The organism is Buttiauxella agrestis, assembly GCF_900446255.1.
Taxonomy (GTDB): Bacteria; Pseudomonadota; Gammaproteobacteria; order Enterobacterales; family Enterobacteriaceae; genus Buttiauxella; species Buttiauxella agrestis.
This window is the reverse complement of sequence record NZ_UIGI01000001.1, coordinates 1,528,993-1,546,083: the sequence shown is the minus strand read 5'-3', so window position 1 is coordinate 1,546,083 and position 17,091 is coordinate 1,528,993. Positions and strand designations below refer to the sequence as shown.

Annotated in this window: 14 protein-coding genes; 9 read left to right on the top strand and 5 right to left on the bottom strand. The window is 50.6% G+C overall.

Annotation, left to right across the window (positions count from 1 at the left end):
- Window positions 1-147 precede the first annotated feature (147 nt).
- Both moeA and moeB read left to right on the top strand, forming a co-directional pair.
- A complete protein-coding gene (gene moeA / locus DY231_RS07345) occupies window positions 148-1,380 on the top strand; it encodes a molybdopterin molybdotransferase MoeA (RefSeq protein ID WP_115627806.1) in 1,233 nt (410 codons plus the stop codon).
- 2 nt (window positions 1,381-1,382) lie between these two features.
- Complete coding sequence (gene moeB, locus DY231_RS07340; RefSeq protein WP_115627805.1) at window positions 1,383-2,144, top strand: molybdopterin-synthase adenylyltransferase MoeB; 762 nt, start codon at window positions 1,383-1,385, stop codon at window positions 2,142-2,144.
- Here moeB and DY231_RS07335 read toward each other — a convergent pair.
- Window positions 2,132-3,205, bottom strand: a complete 1,074-nt coding sequence (locus tag DY231_RS07335; protein ID WP_115627804.1) for a LacI family DNA-binding transcriptional regulator — start codon at window positions 3,203-3,205, stop codon at window positions 2,132-2,134. The genes moeB and DY231_RS07335 overlap by 13 nt on opposite strands.
- A 297-nt stretch (window positions 3,206-3,502) precedes the next feature.
- On the opposite strand from DY231_RS07335, the gene DY231_RS07330 reads away from it, so the two are divergent.
- Together DY231_RS07330 and DY231_RS07325 are read left to right on the top strand one after the other, a co-directional pair.
- Entirely contained in the window at window positions 3,503-4,804 is a 1,302-nt protein-coding gene (locus tag DY231_RS07330; protein WP_115627803.1) for an MFS transporter, read from the top strand.
- A gap of 15 nt (window positions 4,805-4,819) precedes the next feature.
- Entirely contained in the window at window positions 4,820-7,183 is a 2,364-nt protein-coding gene (locus tag DY231_RS07325; protein WP_115627802.1) for a glycoside hydrolase family 31 protein, read from the top strand.
- A 102-nt stretch (window positions 7,184-7,285) separates the two neighbouring features.
- Here DY231_RS07325 and DY231_RS07320 read toward each other — a convergent pair whose 3' ends face one another.
- Window positions 7,286-8,881: an ABC-F family ATPase gene (locus DY231_RS07320; protein WP_115627801.1), complete on the bottom strand. Its 1,596-nt coding sequence runs from the start codon at window positions 8,879-8,881 to the stop codon at window positions 7,286-7,288.
- A 228-nt stretch (window positions 8,882-9,109) separates the two neighbouring features.
- On the opposite strand from DY231_RS07320, the gene ldtB reads away from it, so the two are divergent.
- The 5 genes from ldtB (at window position 9,110) to sanA (ending at window position 13,187) form a co-directional block, all read left to right on the top strand.
- Window positions 9,110-10,030: a L,D-transpeptidase gene (ldtB, locus tag DY231_RS07315; protein ID WP_115627800.1), complete on the top strand. Its 921-nt coding sequence runs from the start codon at window positions 9,110-9,112 to the stop codon at window positions 10,028-10,030.
- A 197-nt stretch (window positions 10,031-10,227) separates the two neighbouring features.
- Window positions 10,228-10,629, top strand: coding sequence for a CidA/LrgA family protein (locus DY231_RS07310; protein WP_034496982.1), 402 nt, complete (start codon window positions 10,228-10,230; stop codon window positions 10,627-10,629).
- Window positions 10,626-11,321, top strand: a complete 696-nt coding sequence (locus tag DY231_RS07305) for a CidB/LrgB family autolysis modulator (protein ID WP_034496984.1) — start codon at window positions 10,626-10,628, stop codon at window positions 11,319-11,321. The genes DY231_RS07310 and DY231_RS07305 overlap by 4 nt, the downstream gene beginning before the upstream one ends.
- Window positions 11,322-11,451: 130 nt before the next feature.
- Window positions 11,452-12,336: a cytidine deaminase gene (gene cdd / locus DY231_RS07300; protein WP_115627799.1), complete on the top strand. Its 885-nt coding sequence runs from the start codon at window positions 11,452-11,454 to the stop codon at window positions 12,334-12,336.
- A gap of 131 nt (window positions 12,337-12,467) precedes the next feature.
- The gene (sanA, locus tag DY231_RS07295) at window positions 12,468-13,187 is read left to right on the top strand and encodes an outer membrane permeability protein SanA (RefSeq protein ID WP_034496990.1); all 720 of its coding nucleotides are present in this window, start codon (window positions 12,468-12,470) and stop codon (window positions 13,185-13,187) included.
- Window positions 13,188-13,244: 57 nt separating this feature from the next.
- Here sanA and mglC read toward each other — a convergent pair whose 3' ends face one another.
- The 3 genes from mglC to mglB form a co-directional block, all read right to left on the bottom strand.
- On the bottom strand, window positions 13,245-14,255 hold the full coding sequence (gene mglC, locus DY231_RS07290; protein WP_034496992.1) for a galactose/methyl galactoside ABC transporter permease MglC: 1,011 nt from the start codon (window positions 14,253-14,255) through the stop codon (window positions 13,245-13,247).
- Between the two features lie 20 nt (window positions 14,256-14,275).
- Window positions 14,276-15,796: a galactose/methyl galactoside ABC transporter ATP-binding protein MglA gene (mglA, locus tag DY231_RS07285; RefSeq protein ID WP_115627798.1), complete on the bottom strand. Its 1,521-nt coding sequence runs from the start codon at window positions 15,794-15,796 to the stop codon at window positions 14,276-14,278.
- 92 nt (window positions 15,797-15,888) lie between these two features.
- Window positions 15,889-16,887, bottom strand: a complete 999-nt coding sequence (mglB, locus tag DY231_RS07280; RefSeq protein WP_115627797.1) for a galactose/glucose ABC transporter substrate-binding protein MglB — start codon at window positions 16,885-16,887, stop codon at window positions 15,889-15,891.
- Window positions 16,888-17,091: the final 204 nt, after the last annotated feature.

The window sequence follows — 17,091 nt, the reverse complement described above, 5'->3', positions numbered from 1 at the left end:
TAACTAATACGATTTTTGAATATAGAAAGATGTAAATGTGATGTAAAGGAAAACGGCATCCCGGATTACCCATAATGGGACATTCAGCCAGCACCGATTCTCTGCCATAATGTCCGACATATTTTTCCCCGCGTAGCAGGAGCTTTCATGGAATTTACCGCCGGGCTTATCCCCCTTGAAACCGCAATGGAACAGATGCTCTCGCGTATTGTTCCTGTCACCGAATCTGAGTCCATCCCTTTGCTGAAGGCTTGTGGACGCATTACTTCGCACCCTGTCACGTCTCCTATTGATGTACCTGGCTTTGATAACTCAGCCATGGATGGGTACGCGGTACGCCTGCAAGATTTGGCGTCAGGAACGGCCCTGCCCGTGGCGGGAAAAGCGTTTGCCGGGCAGCCGTTCGACGGCGAATGGCCTGCAGGAACATGCATTCGCATTATGACTGGCGCGCCTGTTCCACAGGGGACGGATGCCGTCGTGATGCAAGAAGAAGCGACCGTAACCGAAAGCGGTGTGCGCTTTAATGAAGAAGTTAAAAACGGGCAAAACGTTCGCCTGCGTGGGGAAGATATTCGCCAGGGCGGCAGCGTGTTACCTGCGGGTAAAAAACTGACGGCGGCGGAATTACCGCTGATTGCCTCGTTAGGTATTCCAGAGGTCGCCGTGCTGCACAAAGTGCGTGCGGCGGTGTTCTCAACGGGCGATGAGTTGCAACTGCCAGGAACACCCCTTGGCGACGGTCAAATCTACGATACCAACCGCCTTGCGGTGCATATCATGCTCGAACAATTGGGCTGCGAAGTTATCGATTTAGGCATCATCCGTGATGATCCTGAAGCGCTGCGCGCCGCATTTATTGAAGCCGACAGCCAGGCCGATGTGGTCATCAGCAGCGGCGGCGTTTCTGTGGGTGAAGCGGATTACACCAAACAATTGCTCGAAGAGTTGGGTGAAGTCGGTTTCTGGAAACTGGCGATTAAGCCGGGCAAACCTTTTGCTTTCGGTCGTCTGACAAATAGCTGGTTCTGCGGCCTGCCGGGCAACCCGGTTTCCGCGGCACTGACGTTTTATCAGCTGGTTCAGCCTCTGCTTGCCAGACTCAGCGGCGAGCAAGGTAATGCTTTGCCGCCACGCCAGCGCGCTCGCACTGTTGGACGCCTGAAAAAGTCTCCGGGCCGCCTCGATTTCCAGCGCGGCATCATGCGCAGGGGCGAAGACGGGCAATTAGAGGTGTTGAGCACCGGCCACCAGGGTTCGCATATTTTTAGCTCATTTAGCCAGGCCAACTGTTTTATCGTGCTGGAACGTGAGCGCGGGCATGTTGAAGCCGGTGATTGGGTTGAGGTAGAGCCGTTCAATCATCTGTTTGGAGGCTAACGATGGGCGCTGAACTGAGCGATCAGGAGATGCTGCGCTACAACCGCCAGATTATTCTGCGCGGTTTCGATTTTGACGGCCAGGAAGCGTTGAAAGCCGCGCGGGTATTGGTTGTTGGGCTTGGCGGCCTCGGCTGTGCCAGCGCGCCGTATCTAGCAGCGGCAGGCGTCGGCCAGCTGACATTGCTGGATTTTGACACCGTGGCGCTGTCCAATTTGCAGCGCCAGACGCTGCATCGCGATGCCACGATCGGGCAGCCCAAAGTCGATTCTGCCCGCGATGTGCTGACAGCAATTAACCCGCATATTCAGATTGAAGCGGTCAACGCGCTGTTAGACGAAACGCAGTTGCTGGAATTGATTGCGGAGCATGACCTGGTGATGGATTGCACTGACAACGTAGCCATTCGTAATCAGCTAAATCAGTGCTGTTTTACGCTTAAAAAGCCCTTAGTTTCGGGCGCGGCAATTCGAATGGAAGGGCAAATCAGCGTCTTTACTTATCAGGATGGCGAGCCGTGCTACCGCTGCCTGAGCCGTTTGTTTGGCGACAACGCACTGACTTGTGTTGAAGCAGGTGTTATGGCTCCGCTGGTCGGCGTCATCGGCTCATTGCAGGCGATGGAAGCCATCAAACTGCTGGCGCATTACGGCACACCCGCGGCGGGGAAAATCGTGATGTATGATGCGATGACCTGCCAGTTCCGCGAAATGAAATTGCCGCGCAATCCGCAATGCGAAGTGTGTGGTTCTCACTCATCATAAAGCCCCACGCTACTGACCGCCGTATGACTCTTGTTCGGACGAATACGGCGCACCGAATCCCGCACCGCCAACGTTCCGTTAAGCAGTAAATTCCCCACTGGCGCATCCGGGCGAATCAAGCGTTGCTGGAGAATATGCACCGCTTCTTCGCCTAACTGGTCACGCGGAACGTGTACCGAAGTCAGCGGCACATCGTGAATGGCTGCCAGATTAAAACCGTCGATGCTCATGACCGAAATATCATGCGGCACGCGTAATCCGGCATTTTGCAGCGCACTGACCGCCCCTGCCGCCATAAAATCACCGCCAACTAAAAATGCCGTCGGTAGCTGATGCCGCGGTGTTTTTTCCAGGAATTCGCTAATCAGTTTTTCACTCTCTTTGGCGCTAAAACTCTGGGCGGTAATCAGATGGCGTGAGTCGTCAAAATGCAGATTGTTGGCATCCCATGCATCGCGAATCCCCGCCAGACGCAACTCCATGGTGTAGCGGCGCAGGCAAAGTAATGTGACCACCGATTTGTGCCCCTGCTCGAACAAGTAACTTGCCGCAAAATCGCCAATCAGCTGGTGATCCGGCGCAACGCCGGGTAGACGCATTTTGCGATCGCGACAGTTGATCAACACGCAAGGCTTGCCGAGATCGACCGCCAGATCGTGAATATGCGGATCGTCAATACCGAGCAAGATCGCCGCTTCTGTTTCCACCTCGTTCATTTTGCTCAGAAACAGGTTGGCATCACTGTCGTTTTCTTCCAGCGCACAGTAACGCAGCCGCACTTCATGTGGGGAGAGCGCCTGACTTAACCCTTGCGTGACACGATAATAAAAGACGTCAGACCGCTCATCAAAAGCACGCTGTGGCGCGAAAACGACCAAACTATTAAGTAGCATGCGCCCCGCCGCCATCCCCGCAAGCACACCTTTTTGGCCGGCACAGTTCAAAACCCGTTGCCGAGCCTGTTCGCTGGTGTTGGACTTGCCCGCCAGCACACGCGAAACGGTGCTAATTGAAAGTCCGGTTTCAGCGGCGATTTCGGTGATTTTTAGCTTTTTACTCATTTTGTGATCTGCGCCCATTTCGGCAATGAAAAAATTTTCAGGATGAAGTGTATGGCTTTGTCACAGGTATTTTCGTTAGCAAACGCACGTATTCCGCTTTCATATGAAAATATTTGCACAAAAGTCACTATTGACCCTTTTCCAACTGTTTTACGCTCTCTCCATTGCCGCAGAAGTGCCTGCCTTTGCAGCGGCAAGAAGCCAATAAAATAATTATTAATCAAATAGATATAGCTTTCACAATCACATAATTGTGGCAAACATTCCGATAGACATTGCTTCTGCGTGGAGAATGAAATGAGTCATGGCATAAATCCCGGTGTTACCGCCGTTAAGACAAAACGCACCATTCGCAATCTGCGTTGGTGGGTGCTGGTCCTGTTTTTATTAGGCGTTACCGTTAACTACATTACCCGTAACTCGCTGGGTATTTTGGCACCTGAGCTAAAAACCAGCCTGGGCATTACCACTGAACAATATTCGTGGATTGTGGGTGCATTCCAGCTTGCCTACACCCTGTTCCAGCCAATCTGCGGCTGGTTGATTGATGTTATCGGCCTCAAACTCGGCTTCTTAGTGTGCGCAGGGATTTGGGCGATAATCTGCGTCATGCACGCAGGGGCCGGAAGCTGGTTACAACTGGCTATTTTGCGCTTCTTTATGGGTGGCGCGGAAGCTGCCGCAACACCGGCTAACGCCAAAACGATTGGCGAATGGTTCCCGAAAAAAGAACGCCCGATTGCCGCAGGTTGGGCAGGCGTTGGCTTCTCAATTGGGGCTATGCTCGCGCCGCCCATCATCTATTTTGCTCATGCTTCTTTCGGCTGGCAGGGCGCGTTTATGTTTACCGGCGTGCTGGCGATGTTATGGGTCATTTTGTGGTGGCTGTTCTATCACAACCCGGAGCAGCACCCGAATCTGAGCAAAGAAGAACTGGAATTCATCAAGCAGGATAACGAACCTGCTGCGGTGAAAATGCCGTTCCTGACCGCACTGAAAACCGTCGGCAAAAACAAACGCTTTTACGGTATCGCCATCCCGGCATTTATGGCTGAACCGGCCTGGGCGGTGCTGAGTTTCTGGGTGCCGTTATACCTGGCAAGCGAACGTGGCATGGACCTGAAACAAATCGCCATGTTCGCCTGGCTGCCGTTCCTCGCCGCCGATCTGGGCAGTATCGCCAGCGGTTATTTGACCAAAATCTACACCCGCTGGTTTGGCTGTTCACGCACCAACTCTATCGTCGCAAGTTCTGTGACCGGTGCGTTCCTGATGATTTCGCTGGCGCTGGTTGCCCTCACCAAAGATCCGTACGTCACCATCGCGTTAATTTCCGTCGGTGGCTTCGGGCACCAGATTATCTCCTGCATGTTGAGCGCGCTGGTCGTTGACTCCTTTGATAAAGGCCAGATGGCAACGGTAAACGGCATGCGTGGTTCTGCCGCCTGGATTGCCAGTTTCCTGTTCTCACTGCTGATTGGCGTTACCGCCGACAAGATTGGCTACAACCCTCTATTTATCGCCATGGGCTTCTTTGACCTGATTGGCGCTGTATTCCTGGTTTCTTTTATTGCTGAACGCCGCACCAAGCGTGCATGAAATGGATTGTGAACGATGAAAACTTTGAAGAACTGGACACTGCTGAAGTCTGACGCCAATCACGTTGAGTTAAGCGTGGATGGCAAACATCGCCTGAACCTGTTTGTGCTGGAGCAAGGCATGTTCCGCGTGCTGATTAAACGCGAAAACAAGCTGGCATTGAACCGCACCTGGAGCATCGCGCCAGAAAGTGATGTGCCGTGGGAAGGCCGTGACCGTGAAAGCCTGCAAGGGTTTGCGTTACCCGGTTTTACGGTGGAAGAGCGCGATGACACATTGTGTATCAGCACCGACAAATTGCGTGTGACCGTCCACCAGCCTTTATGGCTGGAGTGGGAATACAAAAACGATAATGGCGAGTGGCAATTGCTCGCCTGCGACCGTCCGACCAGCGCATATCTGCTGAACGCCCACGGCGACGGTGTCGCGCACTATCAGCGTCGCTTTAAAGAAGAACGTTATTACGGTCTGGGCGAGAAAGCCGGTCCGTTGCAGCGCACCGGGAAACGCTATGAAATGCGTAACCTGGATGCGATGGGCTATAACGCAGAGTCCACTGACCCGCTGTACAAGCATATTCCGTTTACTATCACGCGCCGCCCGGATGTCAGCTTCGGAATGTTTTACGACAACCTGAGCAGCTGCTGGCTGGATTTGGGCAACGAAATTGACAACTACCACCTGCCGTACCGTCGCTGGCAGGCAGAATCGGGCGATGTCGATTATTACCTGTTCCTCGGCCCGCAGGTTTTAGATGTCACCAAAGCGTTTGTGCGCCTGACCGGTAAAACTCTGTTTGGCCCGAAATGGAGCCTGGGCTACAGCGGCTCAACCATGCATTACACCGATGCACCAGACGCGCAAAACCAGCTGATGAGCTTTATCAAACTGTGTGAAGAGCACGCAATTCCTTGCGATTCATTCCAGTTGTCATCGGGCTATACCTCAATCAATAACAAGCGCTATGTCTTTAACTGGAACTACGACAAGGTGCCGCAGCCGAAAGTGATGTCCCAGGCGTTCCACACCGCAGGGATCAAACTGGCAGCTAACATCAAGCCATGTCTGTTGCAGGATCATCCGCGTTACCAGGAAGTGGTTGAGCAAGGTCTGTTTATTAAGGATTCGGAGCAAGATAGTCCGGAACGTTCAATCTTCTGGGACGACGAAGGTTCGCATCTTGATTTCACCAATCCGGCAACGGTCAAATGGTGGCAAAACGGCGTCACCACGCAACTGCTGGAAATGGGTATCGACTCCACCTGGAATGATAATAACGAATACGAAGTGTGGGACGGCGAAGCCCGCTGTCACGGCTTTGGCGAAGAAATTGCCATCAAAAATATCCGCCCGGTGATGCCGCTGCTGATGATGCGCGCCTCGCTCGAAGCGCAGCAGGCTTTTGCGCCGGAAAAACGTCCTTATCTGATTTCCCGTTCCGGTTGCGCCGGGATGCAGCGTTACGTGCAAACCTGGAGCGGCGATAACCGCACCAACTGGAATACGCTGCGATACAACACCCGCATGGGTGTGGGCATGAGCCTGTCTGGTTTGTATAACGTGGGCCACGATGTCGGCGGGTTTTCTGGCGACAAACCTGATGCGGAGCTGTTTGTGCGCTGGGTACAAAATGGTGTGATGCACCCGCGTTTCACTATTCACTCGTGGAATGACGACCAATCCGTCAACGAACCGTGGATGTATTCGTCAGTGACTCCGGCGATTCGCAGCGCTATCGAAACGCGTTATCGTCTGCTGCCGTACTTCTACACCCTGCTGTGGCAGGCGCATGCCGACGACGAACCGATGCTGCGTTCAACGTTCCTTGACCACGAGCACGACGCGAAAACCTTCGAAGAGTGTGACGATTTCATGCTTGGCCGCGATCTGTTAGTGGCAAGCGTGGTGGAAGAAGGCCAACGTGAGCGTGAAGTGTGGCTGCCGGAAAACAGCGCGGGGTGGTACGACTACTACACCGGCCAGTGGTACAGCGGCGGCCAAAGTATTGTGGTTGATGCACCGCTGGAACGCTTGCCGTTGCTGGTTCGTGCGGGTGCTGCCCTGCCTCATTCGGCACGTATTACTCACGTGGATGCCAACGCTGACACGGTGCGTGAGCTGAAAGTTTATCCTCTGCAAGGCACTGGCGTTTCTCACGGCAGCCTGTTTGAAGATGACGGCGAAACGTGGGGGTATCAGCAAGGCAATGCGCTGTGGCTGAACTGGGAAATTCGCTGCACAGCAGATGAAATTCATGTGGCGTTCACCCGTAAAGGTGATTATCAACCGGCCTGGAAAGAGATGACGTTAACGCTACCGGCGGGTGAAAAACGCCGTTTAGTTGTAGACGGGAAAGTGCAGGATTTCTGGAAGATTTAAGTTGTAACCCTCACCCCGACCCTCTCCCTCAGGGAGAGGGTGAAAACCGTCAGTTCCCTCTCCTGGGGAGAGGGCTAGGGTGAGGGCGTTCTAAGCTAAAACTTAGTTATCAATACCTTTACTGCGCAGGTAATCTTCATAGCCGCCGGTAAAGTCAACCACGCGCTCTGGCGTAATTTCAATTACACGGGTGGCCAGCGAGCTCACAAACTCACGGTCGTGAGACACGAAGATCAGCGTGCCTGGGTACATTTCCAGCGCCATGTTCAGCGATTCAATGGATTCCATATCCAGGTGGTTGGTGGGTTCGTCCATGACCAGAACGTTCGGACGTTCCATCATCAATTTACCAAACAACATACGGCCTTTCTCACCACCGGACAGCACCTTCGCAGGCTTTTTGATATCGTCCTGGCTGAACAACAGACGGCCCAGGATGCTGCGCACCGCTTGTTCGTCGTCACCTTCTTGCATCCACTGGCTCATCCAGTCGAACACGGTCAGGTCATTTTCAAATTCGTATTCGTGATCCTGCGCGTAATAGCCGATTTGCACATTCTCAGACCACTTAACTGTACCTGCGTCTGGAGCCAGTTCGGCGACCAGCGTTTTAAGCAGAGTGGTTTTACCCACGCCGTTGGTACCCAGAATGGCGAGTTTCTCACCCACTTCCAGCAGCATGTTAACGCCTTTGAACAGCGGGCCGTTGTCAAAACCTTTCGCCAGTGATTCCACTTCAAGCGCGTTACGGAACAGTTTCTTGTCCTGCTCGAAGCGAATGAACGGGTTCTGACGGCTGGAGGCTTTAACTTCGTCGAGTTTGATTTTATCAATCTGACGCGCACGAGAAGTCGCCTGGCGAGATTTAGATGCGTTGGCACTAAAGCGGCTGACGAAGGATTGCAGGTCAGCAATCTGCGCTTTTTTCTTCGCGTTATCAGACAGCAGGCGTTCACGCACTTGTGTTGCCGCCGTCATGTATTCGTCGTAGTTGCCTGGATAAACGCGCAGTTCGCCGTAGTCCAGGTCAGCCATGTGCGTACAAACCATGTTCAGGAAGTGACGGTCGTGCGAAATAATAACCATGGTGCTGTTACGTTCGTTAAGCACCGTTTCCAGCCAACGAATGGTGTCGATGTCGAGGTTGTTCGTCGGTTCATCGAGCAGCAGGATATCCGGGTTTGAGAACAGCGCCTGCGCCAGAAGCACACGCAGTTTCCAGCCTGGAGCGACTTCGCTCATCGGGCCGTAATGCTGTTCAACAGGGATGCCTACGCCAAGCAGTAATTCACCGGCACGCGCTTCGGCGGTGTAACCGTCCATTTCGCCGTAGAGAACTTCCAGATCGGCAACTTTATAGCCGTCTTCTTCGCTCATCTCTGGCAGCGCATAAATGCGGTCGCGCTCTTCTTTTACTTCCCACAGTTCGGCATGGCCCATGATGACCGTATCGAGAACGGTGAACTTTTCAAAGGCGAACTGATCCTGACGCAATTTACCGATGCGTTCGTTAGGATCGAGTGAAACGTTACCCAGCGTTGGCTCTAAATCGCCACCGAGGATCTTCATAAAGGTAGACTTGCCGCTACCGTTGGCGCCGATCAAGCCGTAACGGTTGCCGCCGCCAAATTTGACAGAAATATTTTCAAACAACGGCTTACTGCCGAACTGCATTGTGACGTTACTGGAAACTAGCACAGAGATGTCCTGATAAAATTGTAATATGTGAGATCGGGCACATTATGCCATAACTCAACGTGTAGATCGCTCTGCTTGTGCGCTGGTGATAAAATAATCAAAGTGCAAAAAAGTGTGATTTAATCCACATCTGATTTCCCTGTCTGGCGGAATGCACATATAATGCGCGCTCAAATCGCTCCGTTTCTTCACTAACTAGCCTGCATGGCCAGAAATACTTCACATAACATGAATATGAAACTACGCACAATTTTACTGGCATTTGTGGCTGTCGTGTCTTTCAGTAAGACAGCTTCTGCCGTGACCTATCCTCTGCCAACCGATGGCAGCCGTCTGATTGGTCAAAACCAGGTTGTTACTGTCCCTGAAGGTAGCACTGCACCGCTGGAAGAGTATGCGGCGCGTTACCAGATGGGTCTTTCCAACATGCTGGAAGCGAACCCTGGTGTGGACCCTTATCTGCCAAAGCCGGGCACCATCCTGAACATTCCTCAGCAGTTAATTCTGCCGGATACCGTTCATGAAGGTATCGTGATTAACAGTGCTGAAATGCGCCTTTACTACTACCCGGCTGGCACCAACACCGTCATCGTGTTGCCAATCGGTATCGGCCAGTTGGGTAAAGATACTCCGCTGAACTGGACCACTAAGGTAGAACGTAAGAAAGCAGGCCCGACCTGGACACCAACGGCGAAAATGCACGCAGAATATATTGCTGCCGGTACGCCGCTGCCAGCTGTTGTTCCAGCCGGTCCAGATAACCCAATGGGTCTGTACGCGCTGTACATTGGCCGTCTGTATGCGATTCACGGTACTAACGCCAACTTTGGTATCGGTCTGCGTGTGAGCCACGGTTGTGTGCGTCTGCGTAACGAAGACATCAAATTCCTGTTCGAGAAAGTGCCAGTCGGTACGCGCGTTCAGTTCATCAACGAACCGGTGAAAGCCACCGTTGAGCCTGATGGCACGCGCTATGTAGAAGTACATAACCCACTGTCCACGACTGAAGAGCAGTTCAACTCAACTGAGATCGTGCCAATCGCGCTGAAAAGCAACGTGACTGCCATTACCGCTCAGCCAGACGTTGACAGCACCGTGCTGGATCAGGCGATTCTGAACCGTTCCGGTATGCCGGTACGTTTGAACTAATCGAACCTTTCGAGCATAACTAAGCGACCTACGGGTCGCTTTTTTTATGCCTGCAAAATGGGATTTGGCAGATTGCCCAAAACATTCTGGAACGTTCCAATTTGGAATATTTGGTATGCTCATAATTCATGATGTGATCGGTAGCACATTTTCAGCTTTAATTGTATGATGAATGCGTTTCTTAAAGGGTCATCACCATGCGTAATTCGCTCACCGTAATTTGGCAGTACCTGCGTTCATTTGTATTAATTTACATATGCTTATATGTGGGCATTGCTATTGCATCGCTGTTGCCGATCACTATTCCCGGCAGCATTATTGGCATGTTAATTCTGTTTGTTTTGCTGTCTCTGCAAATCCTGCCAGCGAAATGGGTTAAACCAAGTTGCCACCTGCTGATTCGTTATATGGCGCTGCTCTTTGTACCGATTGGTGTGGGCGTCATGCAGTATGTTGATGTGATAAAACAGCAATTTGGCCCGGTGGTTGTCTCCTGCTTTATCAGTACCTTAGTGGTATTAGTTATCGTGAGCTGGAGTTCTCATTTGGTACATGGCGAACGTAAAGTCGTGGGTGAAAGCGAGGGTGAAACAAAATGATGCATCATATCTGGTGGTCTTTGCCTTTAACGCTGGTGACCTTCTTTCTCGCTCGCCAAATCGGAATGCGTTATAAGTCGCCGCTGCTGAACCCGTTACTGGTTTCGATGATTGTTATCATCCCCATTCTGGTGTTTACCGGTACGCCCTATGATCACTATTTCGCTGGCAGTAAAGTGCTGAACGATTTGCTGCAACCGGCGGTAGTTGCCCTCGCGTTCCCACTGTATGAACAGCTTCACCAGATTCGTGCACGCTGGAAATCCATTATCACCATCTGTTTTATTGGCAGCATGGTCGCGATGATTACCGGTACATCGGTTGCATTATTAATGGGTGCCACACCACAAATCGCCGCGTCAATCTTGCCTAAGTCTGTCACCACACCGATTGCCATGGCGGTGGGCGGCAGTATCGGCGGCATCCCGGCAATTAGCGCCGTCTGCGTGATTTTTGTGGGGATTCTGGGCGCGGTGTTTGGTCACAGCATTCTGAATCTGATGGGTATCAAAACCAAAGCGTCGCGCGGCCTGTCGATGGGTGCTGCCTCTCACGCCCTTGGGACTGCGCGTTGTGCTGAACTGGATTTTCAGGAAGGCGCATTCAGCTCACTGGCGCTGGTGATTTGCGGCATTATTACGTCGCTGGTTGCCCCATTCTTATTCCCGGTGATTTTGGCTGTGTTTGGTTAAAACTTGCGAGAGATCGCGCAATTTCATTCTTTATTTCATAAGTTGCATTTGTAATTAGAGAAAGATCACATATAAAGCCCATACAGAACCGTAAACTACGATTCAATTACTTGTTATGAGGCTACGATCCATGCGCTCACGTTTTCAGGCTGCTCTCGCACAACTCCCGGCTTCACTGCAAGCCGCTTTGCAACCCTTGATTGCTGATGCCCACTTCCCGGCGATGTTTAGCGCCGCGGAAGTGGAATCACTGAAAGCCCAGACCGGGCTTGATGATGATGCGCTGGCATTTGCTTTGCTGCCGCTTGCCGCAGCCTGTGCCCGCGCGGATTTGTCGCAGTTCTATGTGGGTGCGGTAGCGCGTGGCGTCAGCGGAAATCTCTATTTCGGCGGCAACATGGAGTTTCTTGGCTCCACCATGCAGCAAACCGTTCATGCCGAGCAAAGTGCAATTACCCATGCGTGGATGCGTGGCGAAAAAGCCCTCGCCGCGATTACCGTCAACTACACGCCGTGTGGCCATTGCCGCCAGTTTATGAATGAACTGAACAGCGGCGTGGCATTGCGTATTAATCTTCCAGGTCGCAAGCCTGCCACTCTTGGCGACTATCTGCCAGATGCATTTGGTCCGCGTGATTTAGAAATCAAAACGTTGCTGCTGGATGAAATGGATCATGGCTTTACGCTGCAAGGCGATGAACTCAGCCATGCCGCCATCACGGCCGCAAACCGTAGCCATGCGCCTTACAGCAATGCACCTTCTGGTGTCGCGCTGGAAATGCGCGATGGGACGATTTTCACCGGCAGTTATGCCGAAAACGCCGCATTCAACCCTTCCCTGCCGCCTCTGCAAGCCGCGCTGAATCTGTTGAGCCTTTCTGGCTACGATTACAATGATATCCAGCGTGCGATTCTGGCTGAAAAAGCCGAAGCGCCATTGACACAATGGGATGCGACAGCCGCCACGTTAAAAGCGTTGGGTTGTATGAATATCGACCGCGCACTGTTGAATTGATGAAAACAATGCGGGCGCGAGAGCGCTCGCATTGGCGATTTTTAGTCCAACCAATTCCGCGAATCTTGCTCTTCACCACCAGGTAAAGTAGCCTTGGATAAAATTCCATCCCTTTATTGAGCCGCAAGTCCATGTTGAAGCGCTTGTTTTATAGCCTGTTGGTGATAATCGGCTTGGCTGTGGTGGCTGCGCTTTGTCTTGACCGCTGGATAAGCTGGAAAACTGCACCTTACGTTTACGACGAACTGCAAGATTTGCCCTATCGCCAGGTTGGCGTGGTGTTGGGCACTGCCAAGTATTACCGCACCGGTGTGATTAATCAGTATTATCAATTCCGAATTCAGGGTGCGTTAAATGCCTATAACAGCGGCAAGGTGAACTACCTGCTGTTGAGCGGCGATAATGCGCTGCAAAGCTACAACGAACCCATGACCATGCGTAAAGACCTGATTGCCGGTGGTGTCGATCCTGCCGATATCGTGCTGGATTACGCAGGTTTCCGTACTCTGGACTCTATAGTTCGTACGCGAAAAGTCTTTGATACCAATGATTTTATTATTATCACTCAGCGTTTTCACTGCGAACGCGCCCTCTTTATTGCCCTGCATATGGGCATTCAGGCGCAGTGTTACGCCGTCCCTTCGCCAAAAAATATGATGACAGTGCGTATCAGGGAGTTTGGTGCGCGTTTGGGTGCGCTGGCAGATTTGTATATCTTCAAACGTGAGCCGCGTTTCCTGGGGCCGCTGGTGCCTATTCCTGCCATGCATGAAGTGCCTGAAGATGCGCAAGCTTATCCGGCAGTCACACCAGAACAGTTGCTGGAATTGCAGAAGAAAGAGAAGAAATAGAGTGCATAAAAAAACCCGCACATATCGTCCTGTGCGGGTCTTGGTAAACCGTAGAGATTACTTCTTACGAGCGTATTTCAGTGAATCCAGCGCAACCGCGAAGATAATAATCGCGCCCTTGATAATGTACTGCCAGTAAGGGTTCACGCCGATATACGTCAGGCCGTAGTTGATAACCGTAAAGATGATAACACCGGTGACAACGCCTACCACCGTTCCCACACCGCCGCTGAATGACACACCACCCACCACGCACGCCGCAATCGCATCCAGTTCGTACATAAAGCCGAGGTTGTTGGTCGCAGAACCGATACGGCCCGCTTCTAACATCCCGCCGAATGCGTAGAACACACCAGACAGCGCATAAATCATGATCAGGTTAAGGGCAACGTTAACACCAGAAACTTTAGCCGCTTCAGGATTACCACCGATGGCAAAGATGTTCTTACCAAAGCGCGTTTTGTTCCACAGCACCCACACAAAGCCAATCGCAATTAACGCATAGAATGTGATGTACGAGAGCTTAAAGTTACCCATCTTGATAAAGCCCTGGGTAAAGGTCGAGAATCCGCTGTCGAACCCGGCAATTGGCGATGCGCCAACAAAGTCGTAATACAGGGAGTTGATACCATACACGATAATCATGGTGCCCAATGTGGTGATAAACGGCGTCACATTCAGGTAAGCGATGATAATACCGTTAACCAGACCAATGATGGCGCCGATCGCACAGACGATCAGGATAACCACCGGAATGGGCATGGTGCTCATTTCAGGGAAAACTTTGTTCACGTTTTCCATGGACTGCAAAAGCGTTGCTGCAACAACTGCCGCCAGGCCAACCTGACGACCCGCCGAAAGGTCAGTCCCCTGGGTCACAATCAGCCCCGCCACACCCAGTGCAATAATAATACGCACTGATGATTGGGTCAGAATGTTACTTAAGTTCATCAAGCTTAAAAACGTAGGATCCTGGAAAATAATAATCGCCAGCAAGACCAGCAAAACGACATAAATGCCGCCTTCTTTCAGATAAGTTAGAAAACTTTTCTTATTTAACGCACTCATTTTTAATAGCCCCTAAATTATCAAAGGTGCACAGACGCAAGACGTAATATTTCGTTCTGCGTGGTTGTTTTAGTGTCTACAATTCCGGCAACAAGACCATTGCTCATGACCAGAATACGATCTGTAATCCCTAACAACTCCGGCATTTCGGACGAAATAATGATGATTCCTTTCCCTTTTTTGGCAAGCTCAGCAATAAGCTGATAAATTTCAAACTTAGCGCCGACATCAATCCCACGGGTTGGCTCATCTAGCATTAAAATTTCTGGCTGTGTTAATAACCAACGTCCAATAATAACTTTCTGTTGATTACCACCGGACAGCGAACCAATAGAAGTACGATGACCTGGTGTTTTTACACGCATTGAGTCGATAACCCATTGGGTATCGCTTTTCATGCGCGAGTTATCTAATAAACCAACTTTGTTCTTATAATTACGAATATTAGAAATCAGCGAGTTAAAGCCGATATCCAGGTACGCATAAATACCGGTTGAACGACGTTCTTCTGTGACCAACGCAAAACCGTGGTTAATCGCTTCATTCGCCGTATGGTTATTAATTTTTTTGCCATGCAGCATAATGGTGCCGCCAGATTTCTCGCGGATACCAAATAATGTTTCAACGATATCTGTACGTTTAGCTCCCACCAGGCCTGCAATCCCGAGAATTTCACCTTTATGTAAATCAAAGGAAACATCACGAATTGACGGTTGGCGTAAAGAAGTGAGGTTGCGCACTTCCATAATCACTTCGCCCGGCACGTTTTCTTTTGTCGGGAAACGTTGGTTCAGGGAGCGGCCGACCATCATGGAGATAATTTTATCCATGTCCAACCCTTCTAAAGGCTGGGTGGCAATCCACTGTCCGTCACGCAAGATAGTGATCTCATCACACAACTGGAAGATCTCTTCCATTTTGTGAGAGATATAAACAATGCCGCAACCGCGCTCTTTTAACTTACGAATGATTTTGAAAAGGTGATTAACTTCCTTTTCTGTCAGTGAGGATGTTGGCTCATCCATAATGACGATTTTGGCATTGTAAGAAAACGCTTTCGCGATTTCGATCATCTGCATTTGCGATACTGACAAAGTGCCCACGCGAGCTTTAGGGTCAATATCAATATCCAGTTCATCGAAGATGTGTTTGGTATCACGGTACATTTTGTCTTGATCAACAAATACACCTTTGGTTGGGTAACGCCCCAGCCACATGTTATCCATTACGGTGCGTTGTAAAACCAGGTTTAATTCCTGGTGCACCATGGAGATACCATTTTCCAGCGCCTCTTTAGTGCTGGAAAAGTTAACTTCTTGTCCCTGAAAAAGAATGCTGCCGGAATCTTTGCTGTAGATCCCAAAAAGACATTTTAATAATGTTGATTTGCCTGCACCGTTCTCACCCATTAATGCGTGAATGGAATGAGGACGAACTTTTAAATTAACATTATCCAGTGCCTTAACGCCGGGGAATGATTTATTAATGTTGGTCATTTCCAACAAATATTCCGACGACTGATTTGTATTTGTGTCAACCATAGTTATACCTGTGTGGCTGATTATCAGGCCTGATACCGGGCGAAAATTCGCCCGGATTCGACACACTTAAAGCCATATCCTGAACGGGATACTTATTTACCGACGAATTGAGCCAGGTTGTCTTTATCAACACCAACGTAAGGAATACGGACAATTTTGTCTTCGATTTTCCAGTTAGTGCCTTCTGCTGCTGGTTTGCCAGCGGCCAGGTTTTTCACCAGATCGAAGGTTGCTTTAGCCTGGTTGTTCGCATCGTTCAGAACAGTACCGGCCATTGCGCCAGATTTAACCATTGCCAACGCTTCTGGCAGGGCATCCACACCGAAGACTGGAATAGAAGATTTGTTGTGTGCTTTCAGCGCTTCTACAGCACCCATTGCCATCGCATCGTTGTTGGCGATAACCACTTCGATTTTGTTAGCATTCGGGCCGGACAACCATGCGTCCATCTTATCTTTCGCCTGAGCGGTGTCCCACATTGCAGTATCTAACTGCAGTTGTTGGGTTTTCAGACCTTTGTTGTTCAGCTCTTTGATAACGTAAGTGGTACGAGCTTCAGCATCCGGGTGGCCTGGCTCGCCTTTCAGCAGAACGAACTGAACCTGACCATCTTTGTTCAGATCCCACGCTGGGTTTGCTGCCCAATGTTTAGCAATCAGGTCGCCCTGAATAACACCGGATTCTTTAGAGTCAGTCCCTACGTAGTAAGCTTTGTCGTAGCTATCCAGCGCTTTACGAGAAGGCTCTTTGTTGTAGAACACGATTGGAACGTTCTGACCACGGGCTTTTTCGATAACAGTGCCAGCAGCAGCAGGGTCAACCAGGTTGATTGCCAGACCTTTCACGCCTTTTGCCAACAGCACGTCAATCTGATCGTTCTGCTTGGATTGGTCGTTCTGGGAGTCGTTCATCAGCAGTTCTACATCTGGAGATGCTTTTGCGTCTTTTTCGATTGCCTTGCGCACGACCGACATAAAGTTATCGTCGTATTTATAAATGGTCACACCAATACGGGTATCAGCTGCATGAGCGGCTGCGCCAAACAACATGCAAGACATAACGGCGGACAGGGTCAAAACCTTCTTATTCATGGTATCTCCGGTTTTTTTGCAGGGTAGTTCAGTGGTATTCAGGCAGGCAGCATTGTTAAGAAAACGTTACTGAATGCCGAAAATTTTTCTTTGTTAAAAAAACTCTTCCGTGTTTCGTAACGATCCATAACTGCTTTTTTGATAGTTTTGGCTTAATACCTATACGTAAACTGATTAATCACCGTTACATATAGTTTCAGCTTA

Excerpts from the sequence above, each read along its gene's own strand:
- moeA (WP_115627806.1), top strand. The coding sequence starts at position 148 with ATGGAATTTACCGCCGGGCTTATCCCCCTTGAAACCGCAATGGAACAG.
- moeB (WP_115627805.1), top strand. The coding sequence starts at position 1,383 with ATGGGCGCTGAACTGAGCGATCAGGAGATGCTGCGCTACAACCGCCAG.
- DY231_RS07335 (WP_115627804.1), bottom strand. The coding sequence starts at position 3,205 with ATGAGTAAAAAGCTAAAAATCACCGAAATCGCCGCTGAAACCGGACTT.
- DY231_RS07330 (WP_115627803.1), top strand. The coding sequence starts at position 3,503 with ATGAGTCATGGCATAAATCCCGGTGTTACCGCCGTTAAGACAAAACGC.
- DY231_RS07325 (WP_115627802.1), top strand. The coding sequence starts at position 4,820 with ATGAAAACTTTGAAGAACTGGACACTGCTGAAGTCTGACGCCAATCAC.
- ldtB (WP_115627800.1), top strand. The coding sequence starts at position 9,110 with ATGAATATGAAACTACGCACAATTTTACTGGCATTTGTGGCTGTCGTG.
- DY231_RS07310 (WP_034496982.1), top strand. The coding sequence starts at position 10,228 with ATGCGTAATTCGCTCACCGTAATTTGGCAGTACCTGCGTTCATTTGTA.
- DY231_RS07305 (WP_034496984.1), top strand. The coding sequence starts at position 10,626 with ATGATGCATCATATCTGGTGGTCTTTGCCTTTAACGCTGGTGACCTTC.
- cdd (WP_115627799.1), top strand. The coding sequence starts at position 11,452 with ATGCGCTCACGTTTTCAGGCTGCTCTCGCACAACTCCCGGCTTCACTG.
- sanA (WP_034496990.1), top strand. The coding sequence starts at position 12,468 with ATGTTGAAGCGCTTGTTTTATAGCCTGTTGGTGATAATCGGCTTGGCT.
- mglC (WP_034496992.1), bottom strand. The coding sequence starts at position 14,255 with ATGAGTGCGTTAAATAAGAAAAGTTTTCTAACTTATCTGAAAGAAGGC.
- mglA (WP_115627798.1), bottom strand. The coding sequence starts at position 15,796 with ATGGTTGACACAAATACAAATCAGTCGTCGGAATATTTGTTGGAAATG.
- mglB (WP_115627797.1), bottom strand. The coding sequence starts at position 16,887 with ATGAATAAGAAGGTTTTGACCCTGTCCGCCGTTATGTCTTGCATGTTG.